At 42.3% G+C, this 19,936-nt stretch carries 10 protein-coding genes; all 10 read left to right on the top strand.

Annotation, left to right across the window (positions count from 1 at the left end; genetic code table 11):
• The first annotated feature begins 1 nt into the window (after position 1).
• The 10 genes from G6053_RS27405 (at position 2) to G6053_RS27360 (ending at position 19,900) form a co-directional block, all read left to right on the top strand.
• Positions 2 to 994, top strand: a complete 993-nt coding sequence (locus G6053_RS27405) for a polysaccharide deacetylase family protein (protein ID WP_165309189.1) — start codon at positions 2 to 4, stop codon at positions 992 to 994.
• 194 nt (positions 995 to 1,188) lie between these two features.
• On the top strand, positions 1,189 to 4,362 hold the full coding sequence (locus G6053_RS27400) for a TonB-dependent receptor (protein WP_165309188.1): 3,174 nt from the start codon (positions 1,189 to 1,191) through the stop codon (positions 4,360 to 4,362).
• 89 nt (positions 4,363 to 4,451) lie between these two features.
• Entirely contained in the window at positions 4,452 to 5,957 is a 1,506-nt protein-coding gene (locus G6053_RS27395) for a RagB/SusD family nutrient uptake outer membrane protein (protein WP_165309187.1), read from the top strand.
• Between the two features lie 340 nt (positions 5,958 to 6,297).
• The gene (locus G6053_RS27390) at positions 6,298 to 7,359 is read left to right on the top strand and encodes a glycoside hydrolase family protein (protein ID WP_165309186.1); all 1,062 of its coding nucleotides are present in this window, start codon (positions 6,298 to 6,300) and stop codon (positions 7,357 to 7,359) included.
• Positions 7,360 to 7,485: 126 nt separating this feature from the next.
• A complete protein-coding gene (locus G6053_RS27385) occupies positions 7,486 to 8,886 on the top strand; it encodes a glycoside hydrolase family 28 protein (protein WP_165309185.1) in 1,401 nt (466 codons plus the stop codon).
• Positions 8,887 to 9,043: 157 nt separating this feature from the next.
• Positions 9,044 to 12,631, top strand: coding sequence for a DUF4450 domain-containing protein (locus G6053_RS27380; protein ID WP_165309184.1), 3,588 nt, complete (start codon positions 9,044 to 9,046; stop codon positions 12,629 to 12,631).
• Positions 12,632 to 12,663: 32 nt separating this feature from the next.
• Positions 12,664 to 14,820, top strand: a complete 2,157-nt coding sequence (locus G6053_RS27375; RefSeq protein WP_241254857.1) for a hypothetical protein — start codon at positions 12,664 to 12,666, stop codon at positions 14,818 to 14,820.
• A 3-nt stretch (positions 14,821 to 14,823) separates the two neighbouring features.
• The gene (locus G6053_RS27370; protein WP_165309183.1) at positions 14,824 to 15,957 is read left to right on the top strand and encodes a glycoside hydrolase family 88 protein; all 1,134 of its coding nucleotides are present in this window, start codon (positions 14,824 to 14,826) and stop codon (positions 15,955 to 15,957) included.
• 215 nt (positions 15,958 to 16,172) lie between these two features.
• The gene (locus G6053_RS27365) at positions 16,173 to 17,624 is read left to right on the top strand and encodes a hypothetical protein (RefSeq protein ID WP_241254856.1); all 1,452 of its coding nucleotides are present in this window, start codon (positions 16,173 to 16,175) and stop codon (positions 17,622 to 17,624) included.
• 77 nt (positions 17,625 to 17,701) lie between these two features.
• A complete protein-coding gene (locus G6053_RS27360; RefSeq protein ID WP_165309182.1) occupies positions 17,702 to 19,900 on the top strand; it encodes a fasciclin domain-containing protein in 2,199 nt (732 codons plus the stop codon).
• The last annotated feature ends 36 nt before the right edge of the window (positions 19,901 to 19,936 follow it).

The raw sequence follows: 19,936 nt of genomic DNA, 5'->3' as shown, positions 1-19,936 counted from the left end.
CATGAAGGAAAATAGAAAAGAGATGAAGCAATTGGTTCGAAGTCTTGAATTATATATACCATTAGTAATCGCATTATGTTCGGTAAAGATAGGAAAAGCACAGGAGCTGAAATTTGAGATCGCTAAATATCAAGGAAATCGGCAATGTGCCATCAGCTATACCTTCGATGATGGGCTAAGAGAACATGCGACGATAGTGGTGCCACACCTAAACAAGCTTGGGCTGACGGCCACTTTCTGGATCAATGGATCCAAAGTGAATAGGGATAATGCACATAACTTGGATACGACCCGGGTGACTTGGGCCGACCTGAAAGCAATGGGAGCGGCGGGACATGAGATATCAAATCATGGTTGGGCGCATCGTAATATGGCTAAGCTTTCGGTTTCCGAAGCAGAATACGAACTGTTGAAAAATGACAGTGCGATTTATGAACACCTGGGTGTATGGCCGAAAACATTCTGTTACCCGGGCAATGCCAAGAATGAACAGGCGATAGCTTTGGCCTCCAAAAATAGGGTGGCGACGCGCTTATCACAATTTTCGGTTGGTAGCAAGAGTACGGATGCGAATTTGGATAAACGGGTAGAAAATCTTTTAGCAACTGGCGAGTGGGGGGTGACGATGACGCATGGCATTACCTACGGTTATGACCACTTTCTCGATGCGGGGATCTTATGGCGACATTTGGAAAAGGTCGCTCAGATGAAGGATCGAATCTGGATAGCGCCTTTTGCACAGGTTGCGGCCTATGTCAAGGAAAGGGATAGTACCACCTTGACTATTGAAAAAATCAAAAAAGGTTATCGTATCGTGCCGCATCTGCCACTGAACAGGCACTTATTTCAGGAAGATTTGACCTTGGTGGTTCGCTGTGAATCAAGGAAGAGGCCGATCGTCAAGCAAGGTGACCGGTTGCTGAATGTGAGGGCAGTCAATGGCAATTGGTTGGTTAATTTTTCGCCATGGCAAGAAGTCTATATTGAACTTTAACTGGATTGAAAAGAAACTGAACTTGTTACATTAATAAAAAATAATAATTATAAAAGCTCCATTTATGGGGCTTTTTGGTTTCTGTAACAGACTGGATACATAGGAGCCTGTAAGTTCAGGATAGTTAGTTTAAAGGGATACTATAACTTCCAGTTACCAATATAAATCACAAGTAACAATTTAAACTTCAATCCATGAAAAATATCTTACGATATGGTACCGTAGTAATGGCCCAGTTGGCTTTGACTCAGGTATTATATGCTCAAGAACTGCTGAAGGGAAAAGTTGTTGACGATAAAAGTCAACCTATCAGCGGAGTGACTATCCTTGTCAACGGCAAAGGTAGTGGAACAACGAATCAAAATGGTGAATTTGGTATCGTTGCCAAGCCAGGGGATAAAATTACCTTCAATTCGATAGAATACCTCACTAAAACCCTCAATGTAGCTAACCTATCGTTTTTACAAGTGAACTTGACACCTAAACAAGAATCGCTCGATGAAGTTGTTGTCATTGGCTATGGCACGCAAAAACAGAAAAATCTGACCGCTCCGGTTTCTAAATTTAAAGCTGAAAATTTGGATGAACGCCCGATAGCCCGTGTGGACCAAGCCTTAATTGGACAAATTGCCGGGGTACGGGTCAAACAATCGACGGGTGTCCCTGGCAAAGGTCTCAGTGTGCAAGTCCGTGGTTCGGGGTCGATCTCCGCAGGTACAGAACCGCTATATGTGGTGGACGGTTTTCCTTTGCAAAATGCGAAAACAAATACATCTGGAGGTTATTCCTCCGGGAATCCATTGGATAATATGAATCCAAATGATATTGAATCGGTCGAAGTATTGAAAGATGCCGCGGCCGCGGCAATTTACGGATCGCGTGCAGGGAATGGGGTTGTATTGATTACCACCAAACGTGGACGTACCGGCGAAGCAAAACTAAGTTTAAACTCTTACGTAGGTATTTCGTCGCCTTACCGCAAACTGGATATGCTCAATGGAGAAGAATGGATCGATCGCCAGATTGAAATGATCAATGCCCAATGGGTAGCGTCGGGTACAGGCAGATTGGCCACCCAGAGTAATGAAGAGCGTCGCAAGATCTTAGGGTTACAGGATGGGACCTTTAATACGTCGTATATGTACGACGACCGTTGGCTTCAACCGGGGCACCCAGGGCTATATATGATCGATTGGCAAGATGAGGCTTATCGTAAGGGAATCACACAGAATTATCAAGTCACCGGTTCGGGGGGGACAGAATATGTCAATTATTATGTTTCGGGGAATTATATGAACCAGCAGGGGATTGTGCATGGCTTAAATTATAAAAATTATACAGCGCGTGCCAATGTGGAGGTGAAAGCCAATAAAAAGCTAAGTTTTGGTTTGAATTTAGCACCTTCTTATTCCATTGGTAACGATCCGGATGTCGAGGGAAAAGATAACATCATGCATCAGATTTACTCGATGTCGCCTGTGCAAGATAATCCTGCTGGGACGGTGAATGTACTTGACAATGATAAGTATCCTTGGAGTGTGTCAACTAACGATCCGATCGCTAAATTGAAAAACTATCTGGGCGAAAATAAAATCTCGCGTTTACTCGGAACTATCTATGGACAATATCATATCCTGGATCATTTAACGTTTAAAACAACGGTCAATTTGGATCAAACAGATAGTCGGAGTAATAGGTTTGAACCCTATACGATCGCTGGATCATTAGCAAACAGGCTCACCAATCCAAATCAGGCAACCTATGGCTCTAACAGTGTATACCGTAGACAGACCTTTGTCAATGAAAATACACTGAACTACTCGGTCAATATCGGGAAGCATGATATTACGGCTTTGGTAGGCCAGGCCTATAATTTCGATAAATTAGAAACTTCATCGATTACTTCGAAAGACGGGTATATCAATAGTTCGATTAAAACATTGAATGGCGCTGTCGCTACTGTTGCTTCAACCGGGGCAACACAAAGTATTTTGTTGTCCTATTTCGGTCGTGTCCAATACGCCTTTGATGGAAAGTATCTATTTTCGGCAAGTCTTCGGCGAGACGGCTCTTCTCGCTTCGGGGCCAATACCAAGTGGGGTTTATTCCCCTCCCTTTCATTGGGCTGGCGTCTGTCGGACGAAAATTTTATGAAATCGTTGAGCTTTATCAACGATTTAAAACTGCGGGGTAGTTTTGGTACAGCTGGGAACAATAATATTGACGATTATAAAAGTATTCCCTTGCTGGGCATCTATAACTACGTTGGAAATGATAAGTCGGTCCCGGGGCAAGCGCCAAAAAATATTGCGAATCCTGATCTAAAATGGGAAAAATCGCGTACTTACGATGTTGGATTGGACTTCGGACTTTTTGGCTCTCGAGTTACCGGATCTTTTGATTGGTATACGCGGAAAAGCAGCGACCTTTTGTTGAATGTTCCCGCCATGTATGTAACCGGATTTGGCTCTTACTTAAACAATGCGGGCGAACTAAAAAGCAATGGCTGGGATTTGGAAATTACATCGCATAACATAAAAAAAGCGGATTTCTCATGGTCGACATCGTTTAATATCAGTCATAGTGCCAATAAGGTAACCAAATTGGATGGCGGTCAGACGGATTTATTGATCCCATCTTCTTTCGATATACAGCATAGTCTCTTGCGCGTTGGAGAGCCGCTATATAGTATCTATGTAGTCCAACAGAATGGGATTTTGAGCCAGCAAGACATTGACAATGGAGCTGCATTATTTGGCAATGAGAAAGCTGGAGATCCACGTTATGTCGATGCCAATGGTGACGGTGTGATTGATGCCAATGACCGTGTTATCGTCGGGCACCCCAATCCGGATTATGTTTGGGGTATTACCAATAATTTTAAATACAAAAACTTTGATTTGAGCTTTATGTTCCAAGGGCAAAATGGTGGGCATATTTATTCTTTGTTGGGTAGAGCACTGGGACGTACGGGACAAGGTGCTTCGGACAATGCATTGGGCTTCTATCGGGATAGGTGGCGGTCGGAAGAAGATCCGGGAGAAGGTCGCGTTGGAAAAGCCTATTCAACCTTTGGACGTATTAAAAATACAGATTGGTTGTATTCTTCGGACTATTGGAGACTGCGTAATATAACCTTAGGCTATAATATCAAAGATATGAAGTTGGGCAGCCAATCTAAACTCAGTATGGTTCGCCTGTTTATGACTTTGGAGAACTTTTGGGGGAAAGACAAATATGATGGTGGAGTCAATCCTGAGTCGTCCAACACCAATCTGAGCGGAAGTGATACCTATCCAGAAGCTGGAGATTATGGTGGTTTAGCGATTCCGAAGACAATCACCTTTGGTTTAAACGTAAATTTTTAAAATCATGAAACCATCATGATTTATTCAATCACACAAAGGAATGAATAAATCTGATAGCTTCATCACAATTGAAAAATAAATTTATAAGGATGAAAAAACTAACTATATTTTTGTTGCTATTAGGATTGTTTGGATCCTGTAAAATGGATCTGGATCAACAACCCATTTCAGATGCAACCTCTGAAACTTTTTTTCAGACAACGAATGATTTTGTACAAGGCGTCAACGCCTTATACAATGGCCTCCAAAAGTACCCGGATCGCTTGATGAACCTTTCCGAAACCCGCTCGGACAATCTATATGCCATCTCGGATGGTGGTGTACGCGATTGGGAAGGAATCAACAGTTTTCATAAGACGATTGCGAGTAATCCCTATGTGCAAGAAGCTTGGTATACGAATTACAATGTGATTTTTCGGATAAATAATTTTTTGGAGCAGCTGCAATCCAAAGGTGGGACCGTGATTACAGATGAGGGATTGCGCAATCGGATGGAGGGTGAAGCGAAGTTTTTGCGTGCATTTCTATATTTTGATCTGCTGCGTTACTTCGGCAAAGTGCCCTTGATCGATCATGTTGTATCTGCGCAGGAAGCTAAAACCATTCCACGCAGTAATGTTGAGGATATTTATACCTTAATTCTTAGCGATCTCAACAGAGCAGTAGAGACCTTACCGCTGCCAGGGGGCTATGCCGCGGCGGATCGGGGCCATGCAAATAAGTATGCCGCAAAGATGTTGTTGGGATTGGTTTATATGACGCGGTCTGGACCTACTTTAAGTGTAGAAGGAGCTGGGTTGAACAGTAATGAGTGGGGAAAGGCGATCGAACAATTCAATGACATTATTGCCAGCAACGAATTTCTTCTGTTGGACAAGTATGCCGATATATTCGATTATAATAAAGAACACAACAAGGAGGTTATCTTTAATATTGAATATGCTAGTGGAGCGAATCCGATTGTCGGTTCTACTTTTCCTTGGGTACTAGTACCTGACAATTGGTTCAATTCGCTTGGATTGGGCACGCAAGGTGGGTTGACGATTCGACCAGTATCAAATGATTTTATGAGTACTTATCTCGCCGATGATATGCGGAGATCTTTTTGTATCCAAGAGGGATTTGTATACAATAAAGTCGCCGAAAATAGACCTTTCGTTAAAAAATTTGTTGATGTGACAAAGGTACCAGCGAGCCGAACCGATTGGCCCATCAATTATATTGTATTTCGTTATACGGATCTATTGCTATTAAAAGCGGAATGTGTATTGAACGGCGCAGCTGGTTCAACAACGACGGATGTGGATGCGGTTGTTAATCAAATTCGAAAACGCGCCGGATTGACAGCAGCGCTAACCAATGTAACTAAATCGCAGCTGATGGACGAACGGAGACGCGAGTTTATCGGTGAGGGAACACGCTGGTTTGATCTGATCCGTAGCGGAACAGTCGAATCTGTGATGAAAGCTTGGATCACGAAAGACGATGCAGCAAAACAAATGTCTGCTTTTCAAGTAAATTATGTGTTATACCCCGTGCCACAATCTGAGCTCGACAATAGCCCGGGCTTGTATACCCAGAATCCGGGATATTGAGTGGTACGAATGCTAGTGGTGAAACAAGCAATGCTGTTTTTAAAGATAGGGGCAGTCCCCTAGGCTCGGCATACAGGTGCCGAAGCGCAACCATCACGTAAGGTTCTATGAGAATCTCGGGTTGAAATACTCGGGTTTACTTGACAGTTTAGTGAATATAATAAACGTGAACCTACCTGTTCTGAATTGAATGGGTAGGTTTTTTTATGCAAAATGCAATCGGTTGCAGGATAGCGCAGGATAGGTGGCTTGACTCATTTTATTATCTTACGGCTTGATTCGCGTAAACATTACGGATCTAATTAAACCAAATTGTAAATCAACGGAAGGGAATGTTCAAATGGATAGAAGAGTCTTCTTAAAGTCAAATGCATTTTTATGGATGACAACCTTGCTTCCCTTAGGTACATGGGGTCAAAAAGGTAGGATAGAGTCACCTTATTTCAAATTGAAACCGATTGGTCGTTCATTACAATTACAGAATTATTTTATTTGGTGTTCATCACCGATTTGGGGCGAGGATGGGAAAGTCCATCTTTTTTATTCCCGTTGGCGAAAGGAGAAAGGAATGGGGGGCTGGATCAAAGGTTCTGAAATAGCCCATGCGATCGCCGATTCGCCCTACGAAGCATTCAAACATAAGGATATTGTTCTACAACCTCGAGAAGGTTTTTGGGACAGTACCACTTGCCATAATCCCTTGATAAAAAAAATAGATGATACCTATTATTTATTTTATATGGGAAATTCCAATGGAAAGACAGATACGAAAAGGATAGGTGTAGCAACAGCGAAAAGCTTGGATGGGCCTTGGAAACGGAGTGATCATCCGATTTTATTGCCCGGAGCAGAAGGAGCATGGGATGACCACTGCACCACAAATCCAGCATTTTTAAAAGGGGATGACGGTAAATTTTGGCTTTACTACAAATCTTGGAATACAGCCGAATACCTCCATGATAAAGGTTCTGTCCGGGGAAATCGGAAATATGGGTTGGCCAAAGCAGATCACCCTTTGGGGCCATACCTAAAGGTGTCTGAATCTCCAGTGATTGACTTTTCGGACCGCCCTCATAATGCACAGCTCGAAGATGCTTTCGTTTGGAAACAGGATGGACAGTATTGTTTGATCGCAAGGGATATGGGGTTCTATAATCATGAATATGGCCTAATCTTAGCATCATCAGATGGGCTGCAATGGTCCGAACCGAAAGTAGCTTATTTAAATTTAGCTGAATATGTCCAGGAACCGCCACCACCGGTAAATTTGAAACGGTTTGGTCGGCTGGAGCGGCCCATGATTTTAATGGATAAAATAACAGATAAACCTCGTTTCCTATTTGGAGCAACCCAAGGTGGGGAAGCGGATACTGCTACAACCTTTGTTTTTGAAATATTGTAAAGAATTTGTACGCAGTTAAATAGCACTAATGATAAAAAGGAACTGCAATAATTCTGCTTATTTATTCTGGAAAACAGCAATGCATAATGGATTAAACTTATTCGCTCATAAAACAATTATATACCGATGAAAAAGATTTTTAGTATTCTGCTCGCACTTTTTGCATGCGTCGCAAGTCAAGCACAACAGAAAACCTGGACGAGTGCCCAACAACCGCTAAAGGAAATTGAACAGCTCAAAAAGATCATTGTGGCTCCTAAATTCAAAAATAAAGATTATTCCATCGCTGATTTTGGTGCAATTGGAGATGGCAGAACAAAAAATACCATAGCCTTTAAAAAAGCGATTGAAGCTTGTAATAAGCAGGGGGGAGGACGGGTGGTTGTTCCTAAAGGAGTATACCTGACCGGTGCCATTTATTTGAAAAGTAATGTCAACCTTCATATCAGCGAGGGTGCAACGGTGCTCTTTAGTCGGGATAGTGCTGATTATCCGATGGTCTTCACGCGTTGGGAAGGCATGGAATGTATCAATTTTTCTCCCTTTATCTATGCGTATAAAGAAGAAAATATTGCGATTACAGGAAAAGGATTGCTGGATGGAAATGCTGACAATGATCATTGGTGGTATTGGTGCGGTGCCCGTAAATATGGCTGGCACGAAGGCCGTCCTGGCGAACAAAAACCGGCTCGGGCAATCTTACACCAACAGATGGCTCAGGAGATGGATCCGAATAAAAGGGTATTTGGCGATGGACATTTTCTTCGTCCCAATTTTGTACAGCCTTATCTCTGCAAAAATGTCTGGATTGCTGATGTGAAGCTAATTAATTCGCCCATGTGGAATCTTAATCCTGTCTTATGCGAAAATGTGTTGATCGAGGGCGTGAAAGTGGTAAGCCATGGACCTAATAATGATGGCTGTGACCCTGAAGCAAGTAAAAATGTGTGGATCAGAAATTGTTATTTTGATACGGGTGATGACTGTATTGCTATTAAATCTGGACGAGATGAAGATGGCCGCAATATTGGTCGACCCGCTGAGAATCATATCATCGAAAATTGTGAAATGAAAGATGGGCATGGCGGTGTCGTTATCGGTAGCGAAATTGCAGGCGGAGCCAAAAATATCTACGCACTTAACAATGTGATGGATAGTCCCAATCTGGATCGGGCGCTACGCATAAAAACCAGTTCCAGCCGAGGTGGTATTATTGAAAACGTGTTTTTTTATAACACGGAAGTGGGACAATATAAAGAAGCAGCTGTACGATTCAATATGTTTTATGAAAAACCCGGAAAACACATCCCAACAATCCGTAATATCTGGGTCGAAAATCTTCAGGTCAGAGGTGGTGGAAAATACGCTGTGTTATCAACCGCATATGAGACTTCGCCTGTAACTGATTTTACAATGGTCAATTGTAAGATTAATGGGGTAAAAGAAGCATTTAAAGTGGATTACCTCAAGAATGTCTCTTTAAAGAATGTTATTGTCAATGGAAAAGAGCTAAAGTCTTTTGATTGATATGAAATAATCGCTGTTTAGCATGAAGAATTGCGGCGGATTACGAAGGAGCATGAGCGTCATTAAAACTGCAGAGGACCGCAATAAACGCTTTAATGGGACAATAAACTCATGAACAACAAACTGAGCATAGCGAGCTCATGAAATAATTATTGATATGACACGAAGGAGCTTGATTCTTTTCTGTTTTTTAGCAGGTATTGTATTACAGGAGACAGCTGCCCAATCTAAACATTGGCAACATAATGACCGTGTATTGCATTATACGGAAGATCAAGGAGATTTCCTGCTGGTCAATGGACGATATCGATTTAATCGTGCGCTTTATGGTAATAACTTGGCATCCCGTGTTGAAGCTGGCGATTTACCTGAATTTGCACTCTATATGCCAGGGATGGCAGGAAATCTGCAATTTGTCCTCGGGAATAAACAAATACGTAAAAAATTAATCAATGCCGATCATATTGAGACAAGATATCGGCCCGGAGCCATGTATTATCGTATCAAAGATGCTCTACTGGGGAAGGGCTATATCGATATCGTTGTCATGGCGCAGGCTGATGCTGAAGGAATGATCGTAAAACTACAGGGCATAGACATTGGACCCGAAGTACAGCTCTATGCTGTTTATGGTGGTGCCAGCGGAAAAACCTTTAGCAGAAATGGAGACATAGGAGCAGACCCAGAATCTGGATTTTACCTTCTTCCTGCCTATTGCGAAAATAATCGCTATACACTGGAGAAAAATCGTTTTGAACTAAGTTATCAAAATAAGAAAAATGAACCGCAGTTTATTCAGGGTAGCTTTTCTGGACTATCAACACTGCGGATGTCAGATGCTACTGTTTTGGATGATCTCTCGAATCTAACCAAGGTAAAAAGCACTGGCAGCCCTATCCTCGTGGGGGAATATAATCTGACTAAAAAGCCATGTTATATTCAAATCACCAAGGGTAAGCTTGCGGCTGCAAAATTTTCTGAAAATTCCTTGGTAAAGGCCTTTGAACAAGCAGAGCAAAAAAAGGTTTCCTTGGTCAGTTGTGTTAAAATAAACACGCCGGATCGATACATCAATAATTTAGGGGCGGCGCTCGCGGTAGCTGCCGACGGTATTTGGGAATCGCCTACTTTTTTGCATGGTGCTGTGGCCTGGCGCATGCGCTTGAATGCCTGGCGAGGAGCTTATACCGCAGATGCATTGGGCTGGCATGACCGAGCGAAAGAGCATTTTTCGAGTTACGCCAAATCGCAGGTGATTGAACCTAGTACGGGTCCAGTTGTGATGGATACGGTTCTGCATTTGGCACGGCATCTGGAAAAGATGGGAACATCGATGTTTTCCAGTGGCTATATTTCTAGAAATCCCAATAATAACAAAGTACCGCATCATTACGACATGAATTTGGTCTTTATCGACCAACTATTGTCGCATTTTAATTATACAGGAGATATTGCCTATCTCAAACAAATGTGGCCCACACTGACCCGGCATCTCCATTGGGAAAAACGCAATTTTGATCGGGACAATGATGGCTTATACGATGCCTATTGCGCGATCTGGGCCAGTGATGGATTGCAATATTCCGGTGGGGCCGTTACGCATACTAGCGCTTATATGTACCGGGCCAATCAAATGATGGTCAAACTAGCACAGCTAATAGGGGCAGATGCTACACCCTATCAACAAGAAGCCGATAAGATTAAAAAGGCGCTAAAAGACCGACTTTGGTTGAAAGAAAAGGGATATTTTGCGGAGTTTCAAGATGCGTTGGGAAATAAACTAGTACACGAAAACCCAGGATTATGGACCATTTACCATGCCGCGGACGCCGCTATGCTGGATGATTTTGAAAGCTACCAAAACCTTCAATATGTAACCAATTATTTGCCAAAGATTCCTATTCGTGTCAAAGGACAGGAACAACAAGACCTGTATACATTGCCCACGACGACATGGCAGCCCTATACTTGGTCAATCAATAATGTTGCTTTGGCTGAGAATCTGCAAACGGCACTAGCCTACTGGCAAGCTGGTCGGGCGGAGGATGCCTACCAACTCTGGAAAAGCAACCTCATGGAAAGTATGTACCATGGGATCAGTCCAGCCAATTTTCAGCAGCTCTCGCATTATGATGCATTTCGGGGTGAATTGTACCGTGATTTTGCTGATCCTATTGGTGTTGCATCCCGCACCTTAGTTGAAGGATTATTTGGCGTGCATCCACGTCTATTGGATAAACAGTTGTTTATAAAACCAGGTTTTCCAGCGACATGGGATTTTGCACAGATCGAACTGCCTGAATGGAGTTACGCCTATAAAAAAGAGAAGGCAGCCCTTACATTTCAGATAAAAACGCGTTATGCGATGCCTGTAAAACTTACCTTGGAGGTCCCCATAGATTTTACACAAGTGCGTGCTGTTAAAGTCAATGGAAAGGAGGTCAAATGGTCGCTAAAATCTTCCGCTATTAATAAGCCCTATGTTGTCATTGAATCTGAAGCTGATCGGAATTTCGACGTCGCAATATTAGGTGAAGGTAAACTCGAAAAGATAGATACCAAAAATGTGGAGCATGCATTCACCGAACCATGGTCATTCCCCTTAGGGACGCATACAACTTTATTGGATTGTTATGACCCACAGGGGATGATCCAAAAGCGAGCGGATGACAAATTCTCTTTTGTCCAGCAAGAGCGGATGGGAACGTTTTTTGTGAAGCTTCAGCAGGGAACTATGCAATGGTGGCAAGCGGTCGATATGCGTTTATTACCGCCGTTAAAAGCAACAATTGTGAAAAAACAGGCGAATTATGAGCTAGTCGTGGAAAACCGTTCAGGTCAGCCGCAACACCTAAAGATTGAGCATAGCAATTTTCAGACGACCTTAAACTTAAAACCCCAGGAGACAAAGGAACTTGAACTTTCCAGCACTATCTTTTCTAAGGGAACGAATAGTCTTTACCTGAATGGGGAAAATTATCGTCAAAAGATCGATTATGTGGATTGGACCCTGCATGATAAACCAAGTTTTCAGGAACAAAACTTATCAAGCTATTACAATGCACGTTTAACGGATATCTTTCAACAGCAATATCTTTCGCCAAGGCCCGAAGGGCCAACGTTGCAGCTCCCTTGGCAGGGAATAGGAAATTGGTGCTATCCATTGACGACGGCGAATATCGATGATAGCGGAATCATGAAAAAAGACAAGCAGGGAGATCTAACGTACCTAGGTATTCCGTTTCAGCTAAAAAATGATTCCAAAAATGTCGTCTTTGTCAGTCAGTGGGACAATTATCCGACAAGTGTCAAAATACCTTTAACAGGTCAGGCCAACAAAATGTATCTTCTGGTCGCTGGTTCTACAAATCCCATGCAATCCCAATTTGTAAACGCTAAGATTAAGGTCAATTACAAAGATGGAACTTCCGATACGCTTGATCTGGTTAACCCCATCAACTGGTGGCCGATAGAACAAGACTATCTGGATGATAACTATGCCTTCGAAATCCCGGATGAACGAATTCCTTATCGAATCAGCTTGAAATCAGGAGAGCTTTATAAAGGAGGAAGCTGGCGCCAGTATACCGATATCAAAGGGTATAGTAATCGTGCCATTGAGGGGGGAGCTGCCACCTTATTGGATCTACCCCTAAATGTGAAAAAGACACTGCAATCGATAGAGCTGATAGCCGTGGCAAATGATGCGGTCATTGGTCTGATAAGCCTCACTTTGATGCGGTAGATGAAATCAATACTTATAACTAATTTATACGGATGAAAAAGAAATTTTGCGTTATTTTCATAAGCCTTGCAAGCGTATTTTTTCCGATGTTGATCAAAGCACAACAAGGAACAAAAATTAATCGTCAAAGCGTCGTCAAAAGACATAATGTATTTAACCAAACCATGGATACATTAGCCTCGCTCACGGTAGGGAATGGTACCTTCGCCTACACCGTTGATGCTACGGGTATGCAGACATTCCCTGTATACTATAAAAATGGGGTATCATTAGGAACACAATCTGAATGGGGCTGGGACTCATTTCCCAATACAGAAAATTATACATTCGAAGAAACATTGAAGTCCTATGATTTTAACAATGAAGGACGAGATGCGAAGTATAGTATTCAGTTGAAAGAGCCCGAGCGCAACGTCCGGGCGGTAAATTATTTTAGAGAGAATAAGCATCGTTTGCAGCTGGGCAATGTTGGTTTGGAGCTTTATCTGAAAAATGGGCAACGGGCGACTGTAAATGATATTCAGCAAATCAAGCAGCAGTTAGATCTTTGGACGGGGATTATTACGAGTGAGTTTCGTGTTGAAGGTGAGCCAGTTGTTGTGAAAACAGCATCGCACCAAGGAAGTGATCGGATAGCAGTCCATGTCGTTTCGCCATTGATCGCAGCGCAAAGACTTAAGGTATTTGTACACTATCCTTATCCAAGTGGGAAATTTTTGGATGAAGGTACCAATTATGATCAGGTGAATAAACATAAAACAGCTCTTGTAACGCAATCGGCAAATGTTGCATTGATAAGTCATCAGTTGCAGGGTGCGAGTTACTTTACAAAACTGAATTACTCCCAGGGGACTTTAAAAAATACGGCTTCACATTATTTTGTGTACCAGCCAGCTACCACGCTCGAAGAATTTGATTTTTCGTTTTCATTTGCTGAGAAAAACAGCTTTGATAAGAGGGGGCATAAATATACCGATGCTGCTGGTGAAAGTACAGCATCTTGGAAGAATTTTTGGGAAAGTGGGGCCGCGGTTGATTTTGCAGGTAGCACAGACCCAAGGGCGAATGAATTGGAAAGGCGGGTAGTGCTTTCCCAATATCTGACTAAAGTACAATGTGGAGGAAGTAATCCACCACAAGAGACAGGACTCACCTTTAACAGTTGGTATGGTAAGCCGCACACAGAAATGCATTGGTGGCATGCTGTCCATTTCGCACTCTGGGGGCGCCCCGAGATTATGGAAAAAACACTGGACTATTATTTCCGGACTTTTGAAAAAGCCAGAGAACTAGCGAAAAGGCAAGGCTATCAAGGAGTGCGGTGGATTAAGATGTCTGACAACGAAGGCAATGAAAGCCCTTCATCAGTTGCTGCATTTTTAGTTTGGCAGCAGCCACATATTATCTATATGACAGAATTGGCCTATCGGGATAAAAAGAGTTCTGCTGTCTTAAAGAAATACAAGGATCTGGTTTTCGCAACAGCTGATTTTATGGCTGACTTTGCACATTACGATAAGACCACTGGTCGATATAATGTTGGTAAAGGTGTCATCCCGGCTCAAGAAGTTTTTAAAGCTTCTGAAACAATGAATCCTACTTACGAGGTCGCTTATTGGGATTGGGCACTTCGCGTCGCCCAAGAATGGAAGGAACGTCTGGGGGAACCTAGGGTCGCCAAATGGGATGAAGTTATTGAAAAATTGGCTCCCTTACCAAGTAAGGACAACGTCTACTTAGCCACCGAAACCGCTCCCGATTCGTATACCTACGAGCGTTGGTTGACTGATCATCCTGCAGTATTAGGGGCATTGGGAATGGTGCCCGAATCACCTAAGCTAAATAAAGAGGTGATGAAAAATACATTGGATGTCGTTTTGGAGAAATGGCATTGGGAAAAAACTTGGGGATGGGATTTCCCCATGACGGCTATGAATGCTGCTCGTCTGAATCTTCCTAATAAGGCGCTGGATGCATTATTTATGAATATCCAAACCAATACTTACCTCAAAAATGGGCATAATTATCAGGATGGACGCCTTCGGATCTATTTGCCGGGCAATGGAGGGGTATTGACGACCGTGGCGATGATGCTGGAAGGTTGGGATGCATCCACAGGTGATTTACCAGGCTTTCCGAAAGACGGCTCCTGGGTTATAAAAAAAGAAGGATTTAAAAAGATGCCTTAATAAATGATGAAGAAAATATTATTACTACTGCTTTTGGGCTGTGGAACAGGAGTGACGATCGCCCAGGATTTACCAGCTAAGTCTACGATCGTCCGTGAGTTGCGTTCTGCTAATGACTATTTTATGAAGAAATGGCCAGATCCGGTCAAAACCATTATTACAAATAAGGAAAGGCCAGCCAATATCTGGACTCGCGGTGTGTATTATGAAGGACTTATGGCATTTTATAAAATCGATAATCAAAAACGCTATTATGATTATGCGGTAGAATGGGCCGAAAAGCATCATTGGAAACCTGTCCGCGGTGAAGTGTATACGCGACATGCAGATAATCAAAACTGTGGAATGACCTATATTGATTTATATCGTATTGATCCCAAACCTGAACGTTTGGCAGCGATCAAAGCAAATATAGATGCTGTCATTAACATTGGGCGATATGATGACTGGACTTGGATAGATGCGATCCAAATGGCGATGCCGATCTTTGTCAAACTGGGCGTAACGTTAAACGATACCAAATATTTTGACTATATGTATAAGATGTATAGTCATATTAAATATCAGGAAGGTGGACATGGCCTCTTTAATCCGAAAGATAATCTGTGGTGGCGCGATAAGGATTTTATACCGCCCTATGCCGAACCTAATGGTGAAGACTGTTATTGGGCACGCGGAAATGGCTGGGTCCTCGCAGCTTTGGCTTTGGTGCTTCAGGAACTACCTAAGACAGATGCACATTACATGGAATATCTGGATGATTTCCAAAAATTAGCGGAAGCATTGCTCCCCTTGCAAAGAACTGATGGTTTTTGGAATGTAAGTTTGCATGACCCAAATCATTTTGGCGGAAAAGAAGCTTCAGGTACGGCATTATTTGTGTATGGAATGTCCTGGGGGATAAATAATGGGCATCTATCGAAAACGGACTTTTTGCCAGCAGTAGCAAAAGGTTGGAAGGCAATATCAAAGGAATCATTACAACCAAATGGTTTTTTAGGGTACGTGCAATCCACAGGAAAAGAGCCGAAGGATGGACAACCGGTCACTGTTGACAAAGTACCGGATTTTGAGGATTATGGGCTTGGTTGCCTTCTCTTGGCAGGCACTGAAATATATAAACTTGCGAAAAAATAGACTCATGGCTATCCAACTCTTTGGGTAGCCTTGTTTTTTACAAAAGGTTGGTCTACAAACCAAAGGAAAGACAAAGATACCGTGGTGTCTTTTTGACATACAACAGTACAGTGCAGGATGATGAAACCGGTTGCATTGTGTAATATTGTGTAAACCAATATATAACAATTATAAACCCTAAAGCCAGCACTGGTTGGCTTGAAAATCTCATCATTATGAAAAGACAGTGTCTATTTTCTTTTGGCGCTTTGGCTATGATTCTTCTTTCTTGTTCCAAAGATGCACTTGTTTCCAGATTGGAATGGATTGAATGGGCTGAAAATAATGCTACAACTGACGGCGGAAGGCTACTCGCTTTTCCTGGGGCAGAAGGCTTTGGCCGTTTTGCTGCCGGGGCTAGGGGAGCAGCAACACCAAGTGTCTATTTTGTAACAAATCTGGATGACAGCGGTCCAGGCTCGTTTCGCGATGCGGTAAGCAAGCCTGGGCGTTTTGTATTGTTCAATGTATCCGGTATCATTAAATTAAAATCTAATCTAGCCGTTGCCGCAAACACCACCATCGCCGGACATACGGCGCCAGGCGATGGTGTGGTCCTATATGGAAGGAAAGTTTCTTTTTCTGGCTCAAATGGGACGATTGCACGCTTCGTTAGGATCAGGCTCGGCGCAAATGCCGGGGCCGGGAAAAGTGATGATGCATCCGGTATTGCCAACGGAAAAAATATCATGCTCGACCATATGTCTTTTACCTGGGGACTGGATGAGGTGTTCTCCATAAACTGGGATAACAAAGGTAACGAGCCAGATAGTATTACCATCCAGAATTCAATCATTGGGCAGGGGCTACATCGCCATAATCACTCTGCCGGCGGCTTGATACAGACCGGAGGGAAAATATCTATCATCAAATCACTTTATCATAGCAACAAGACCAGAAATCCGAAAGTGAAAGGCATTAACGAATTTGTCAATAATGTAGTTTATAACTTTGGCAATGCCAATACAACCTATCCCGATCATGCCATATCTGCAGATGCTTACATTCTTGGTGGTGAATCCTCCGGAGAGTCTAATGTAACCATCTTAAATAATTATTTTGTGGGTGGTCCGTCAACCCCAAAGACAAAAGGAACTCCATTTTCTAGAGGAAACGGCAACTTTAATCTCTATCAGTCGGGTAATTATTTTGACAATAATCAGAACGGTAAGCTGGACGGAGAATTAATTGAAGCTACAACAGCCTGGTACCCAGGGCTAGCTGCAGATAATTTTAAAACAGCCGACTTCTACGAGACTTACCCCACCTTGCAGCCCAAAATGAGCGCTAAAAAAGCGTATGCCTACCTGATTGATCATGTCGGTGCCACCTCGCCCCAAAGAGATCAGGTTGATGCTTTTTTAATTCAGGAATTACAGAGCAAAGGCACACTAGGATTTTATACCTATCGCGAGTCGGATCTTCCTTTGGACAATGGCGGGTTGGGCAGATTTGAATCTGCCGATCTACCGATGGATTCGGATGGAGATGGAATACCCGACGAATGGGAAGTAAAGTTAAAGCTTGACACAAATAATAGTGCTGATGCCTTGCAGTCAAGTAAGCATCCCTTGTTCAAGGGCTATTTAAATATTGAAGCTTATTTGATCCTATTAGCCCAAAAATAAGATAGTTTATCTAGCTATAATCAAACCCCAATTATAAACCAATGCCAGTATAACAAATTGGCGTATTTAAATTTTTTATGAAAAGACTATTCATCTATGTTATTGGTGTCTTTTTAGCTTGTATGTATTCCTGTTCTAAGAAGGAACTTGTATCGCATTATGAGAGACCAGATTGGCTGAAAGGCAACGTGTGGGAGGTTTTGGACAACCGGAAAGAATTCTCCATTTTCTTAAGTGGAGTCGAACGTGCAGGTTTTAAAGAAATATTGAATGGCAAGACAATCGTGTCCGTCTTTGCGCCTAGCGATCCAGTGTTTTTGAACTATCTGAAGGACAGAAACCTGACCTCAATAGAACAGATCCCTATCAACGAATTGAAAAAGATTATCGGTTATCATCTTATTTATTATTCCTATGATAAGAGTCGACTGATGAATTATCAACCACAAGGGAGCCAAAATGTACAACCTGCTTTTGCGGGTCTGTATTATAAGCATCGTACCAGGAGTCAGGATTCTATCAGTGAAGAAATTGATGCAACAGACGGAAAGTTGAAAAAAGTATATCATAAGGACCGGTTTGTGCCCATTCTTTCGACAACACATTTTCAAACGAAAGGAATTGATGCGAAGCAGAATTATGAATATTTTTTCGGATCAGAAAGTTGGACCGGAGAAAATGGTTTCAACGTCTCTAATGCAGGAATTACGGAATATGATATTCCTGCGGATAACGGTTATGTTTATGTGGTCGATCAGGTCATAGCACCATTGCCAACAGTTTATGAACGATTGGCTCATAGCACAACCTATAAGGATTTTTTGTCCGTTTATGATCGTTTTCGAAATTTTACGTATGATGAACAAGCGAGTTTAAATTATGCGACGGCGGGAGATTCCTTATTTTTAGTTAACTATGGAGCACTGCCTGCAATTGCTTCAGAATGGTCTTATAACGGTGAATCAGGTATTCCAGACTATGCTAATCTTGGAGATCTCTCTTATAAAGCTTTTAATGTATTTGCGCCCAACAATCAAGCGTTGTCCGCTTTTTTTAATCAATACTTTAAACCCTATTCCCCTTCGATAAAAGATGTAGACATGTTGCCTTTGGCCATGATGCTACGAAATCATGTGTACACCGGCAATATTGTCTTCCCTTCAGAGATCGGGAAGAATCCGGATATCAAAACAGTAGATGGAATTCCCATCGTTTTCAATACACAATCGGATGTGGGAGATAAAGCAATCGCCTCCAATGGAACATTTTATGGTTTAAATAAAGTCTTAATTCCCGAAGCTTTTAATAGTGTAACGGGACCGGTGATGGTCAATCCGAAATATAAAATTTTTATGTATATGCTGTATAACTCTGGCATGTATAAAACGTTGTCGAGTAGAGATATACGTTACACGCTGCTGATTCCGTCCGATGAAGAAATTCTAAATACACTTTATGGCGATAGCTATATCTTCTGGAATGAAGGTAGTCCTTTGATCTTTGGAGATGAAGAGGTGCAGATTCAAAATAACGATGGCGTTAAAGTAGCCATGTCGCAACGTCAACAGGAACTGTTTGTTTCCGACCATATTGTGTATGATGATATCACCAATTTGGCGGGTACCAAAGTGTACCGGACCCGAAATCCATATAACTATATATTTACGAAAGATGGAAGCATGTATTCGACAGCTACCTATAATAGCAATGAGGCAGTATCCGTGATGCCAATCGCGGGAAATTGGTATAATGGAAAGAGTTTCGAAGCAGCTCAAACTTTGTTGGGAGAAACGCGAACGATCAAGTTTACGTTGATCGGCGCTGAAGCCAGTAGCAACCCCCTAAATAAATACGCAGAATTCTCGAAGTTATTGGCGAAAGCAGGTATGATTGATGCAGGTAGTTCGCTTTCCTTTCTTTTTGGTAATCGCTTTATACTGTTCGCACCAGACAACGCTACCGTTTTGTCAGGTATCGCCGCAGGTCTCATTCCAACAGATAAAACAGCCCTGACGGAATATCTCAAATCCTATTTTGTTTCTATTGCTGACAATTCTCTTGGCGATTATCCTTTTCCGGGTTTTGGCATCCAAGGAACCTGGAATACGACACGAAGAACAGGTTATAACGTTTATCGGCAGCTTACCTTAGTGGATCAGGGGACAAACTTGCGCCTGAAAGATTCGGATGGGACGAGCATTCCGATCGTAGAATATCTGCCACAAGTATTTAATGATGGGGCTGTCTATCATATTAATAAACTTTTAAAGCCATAGGCATGATTTCATTCGCATTGATTTCATTACCATAAA

It is taken from the genome of Sphingobacterium sp. DR205 (assembly GCF_011064245.1).
Classification (GTDB): domain Bacteria; phylum Bacteroidota; class Bacteroidia; order Sphingobacteriales; family Sphingobacteriaceae; genus Sphingobacterium; species Sphingobacterium athyrii.
The sequence above is the reverse complement of the archived record's forward strand: the minus strand, read 5'-3'. Positions and strand labels throughout refer to the sequence as shown.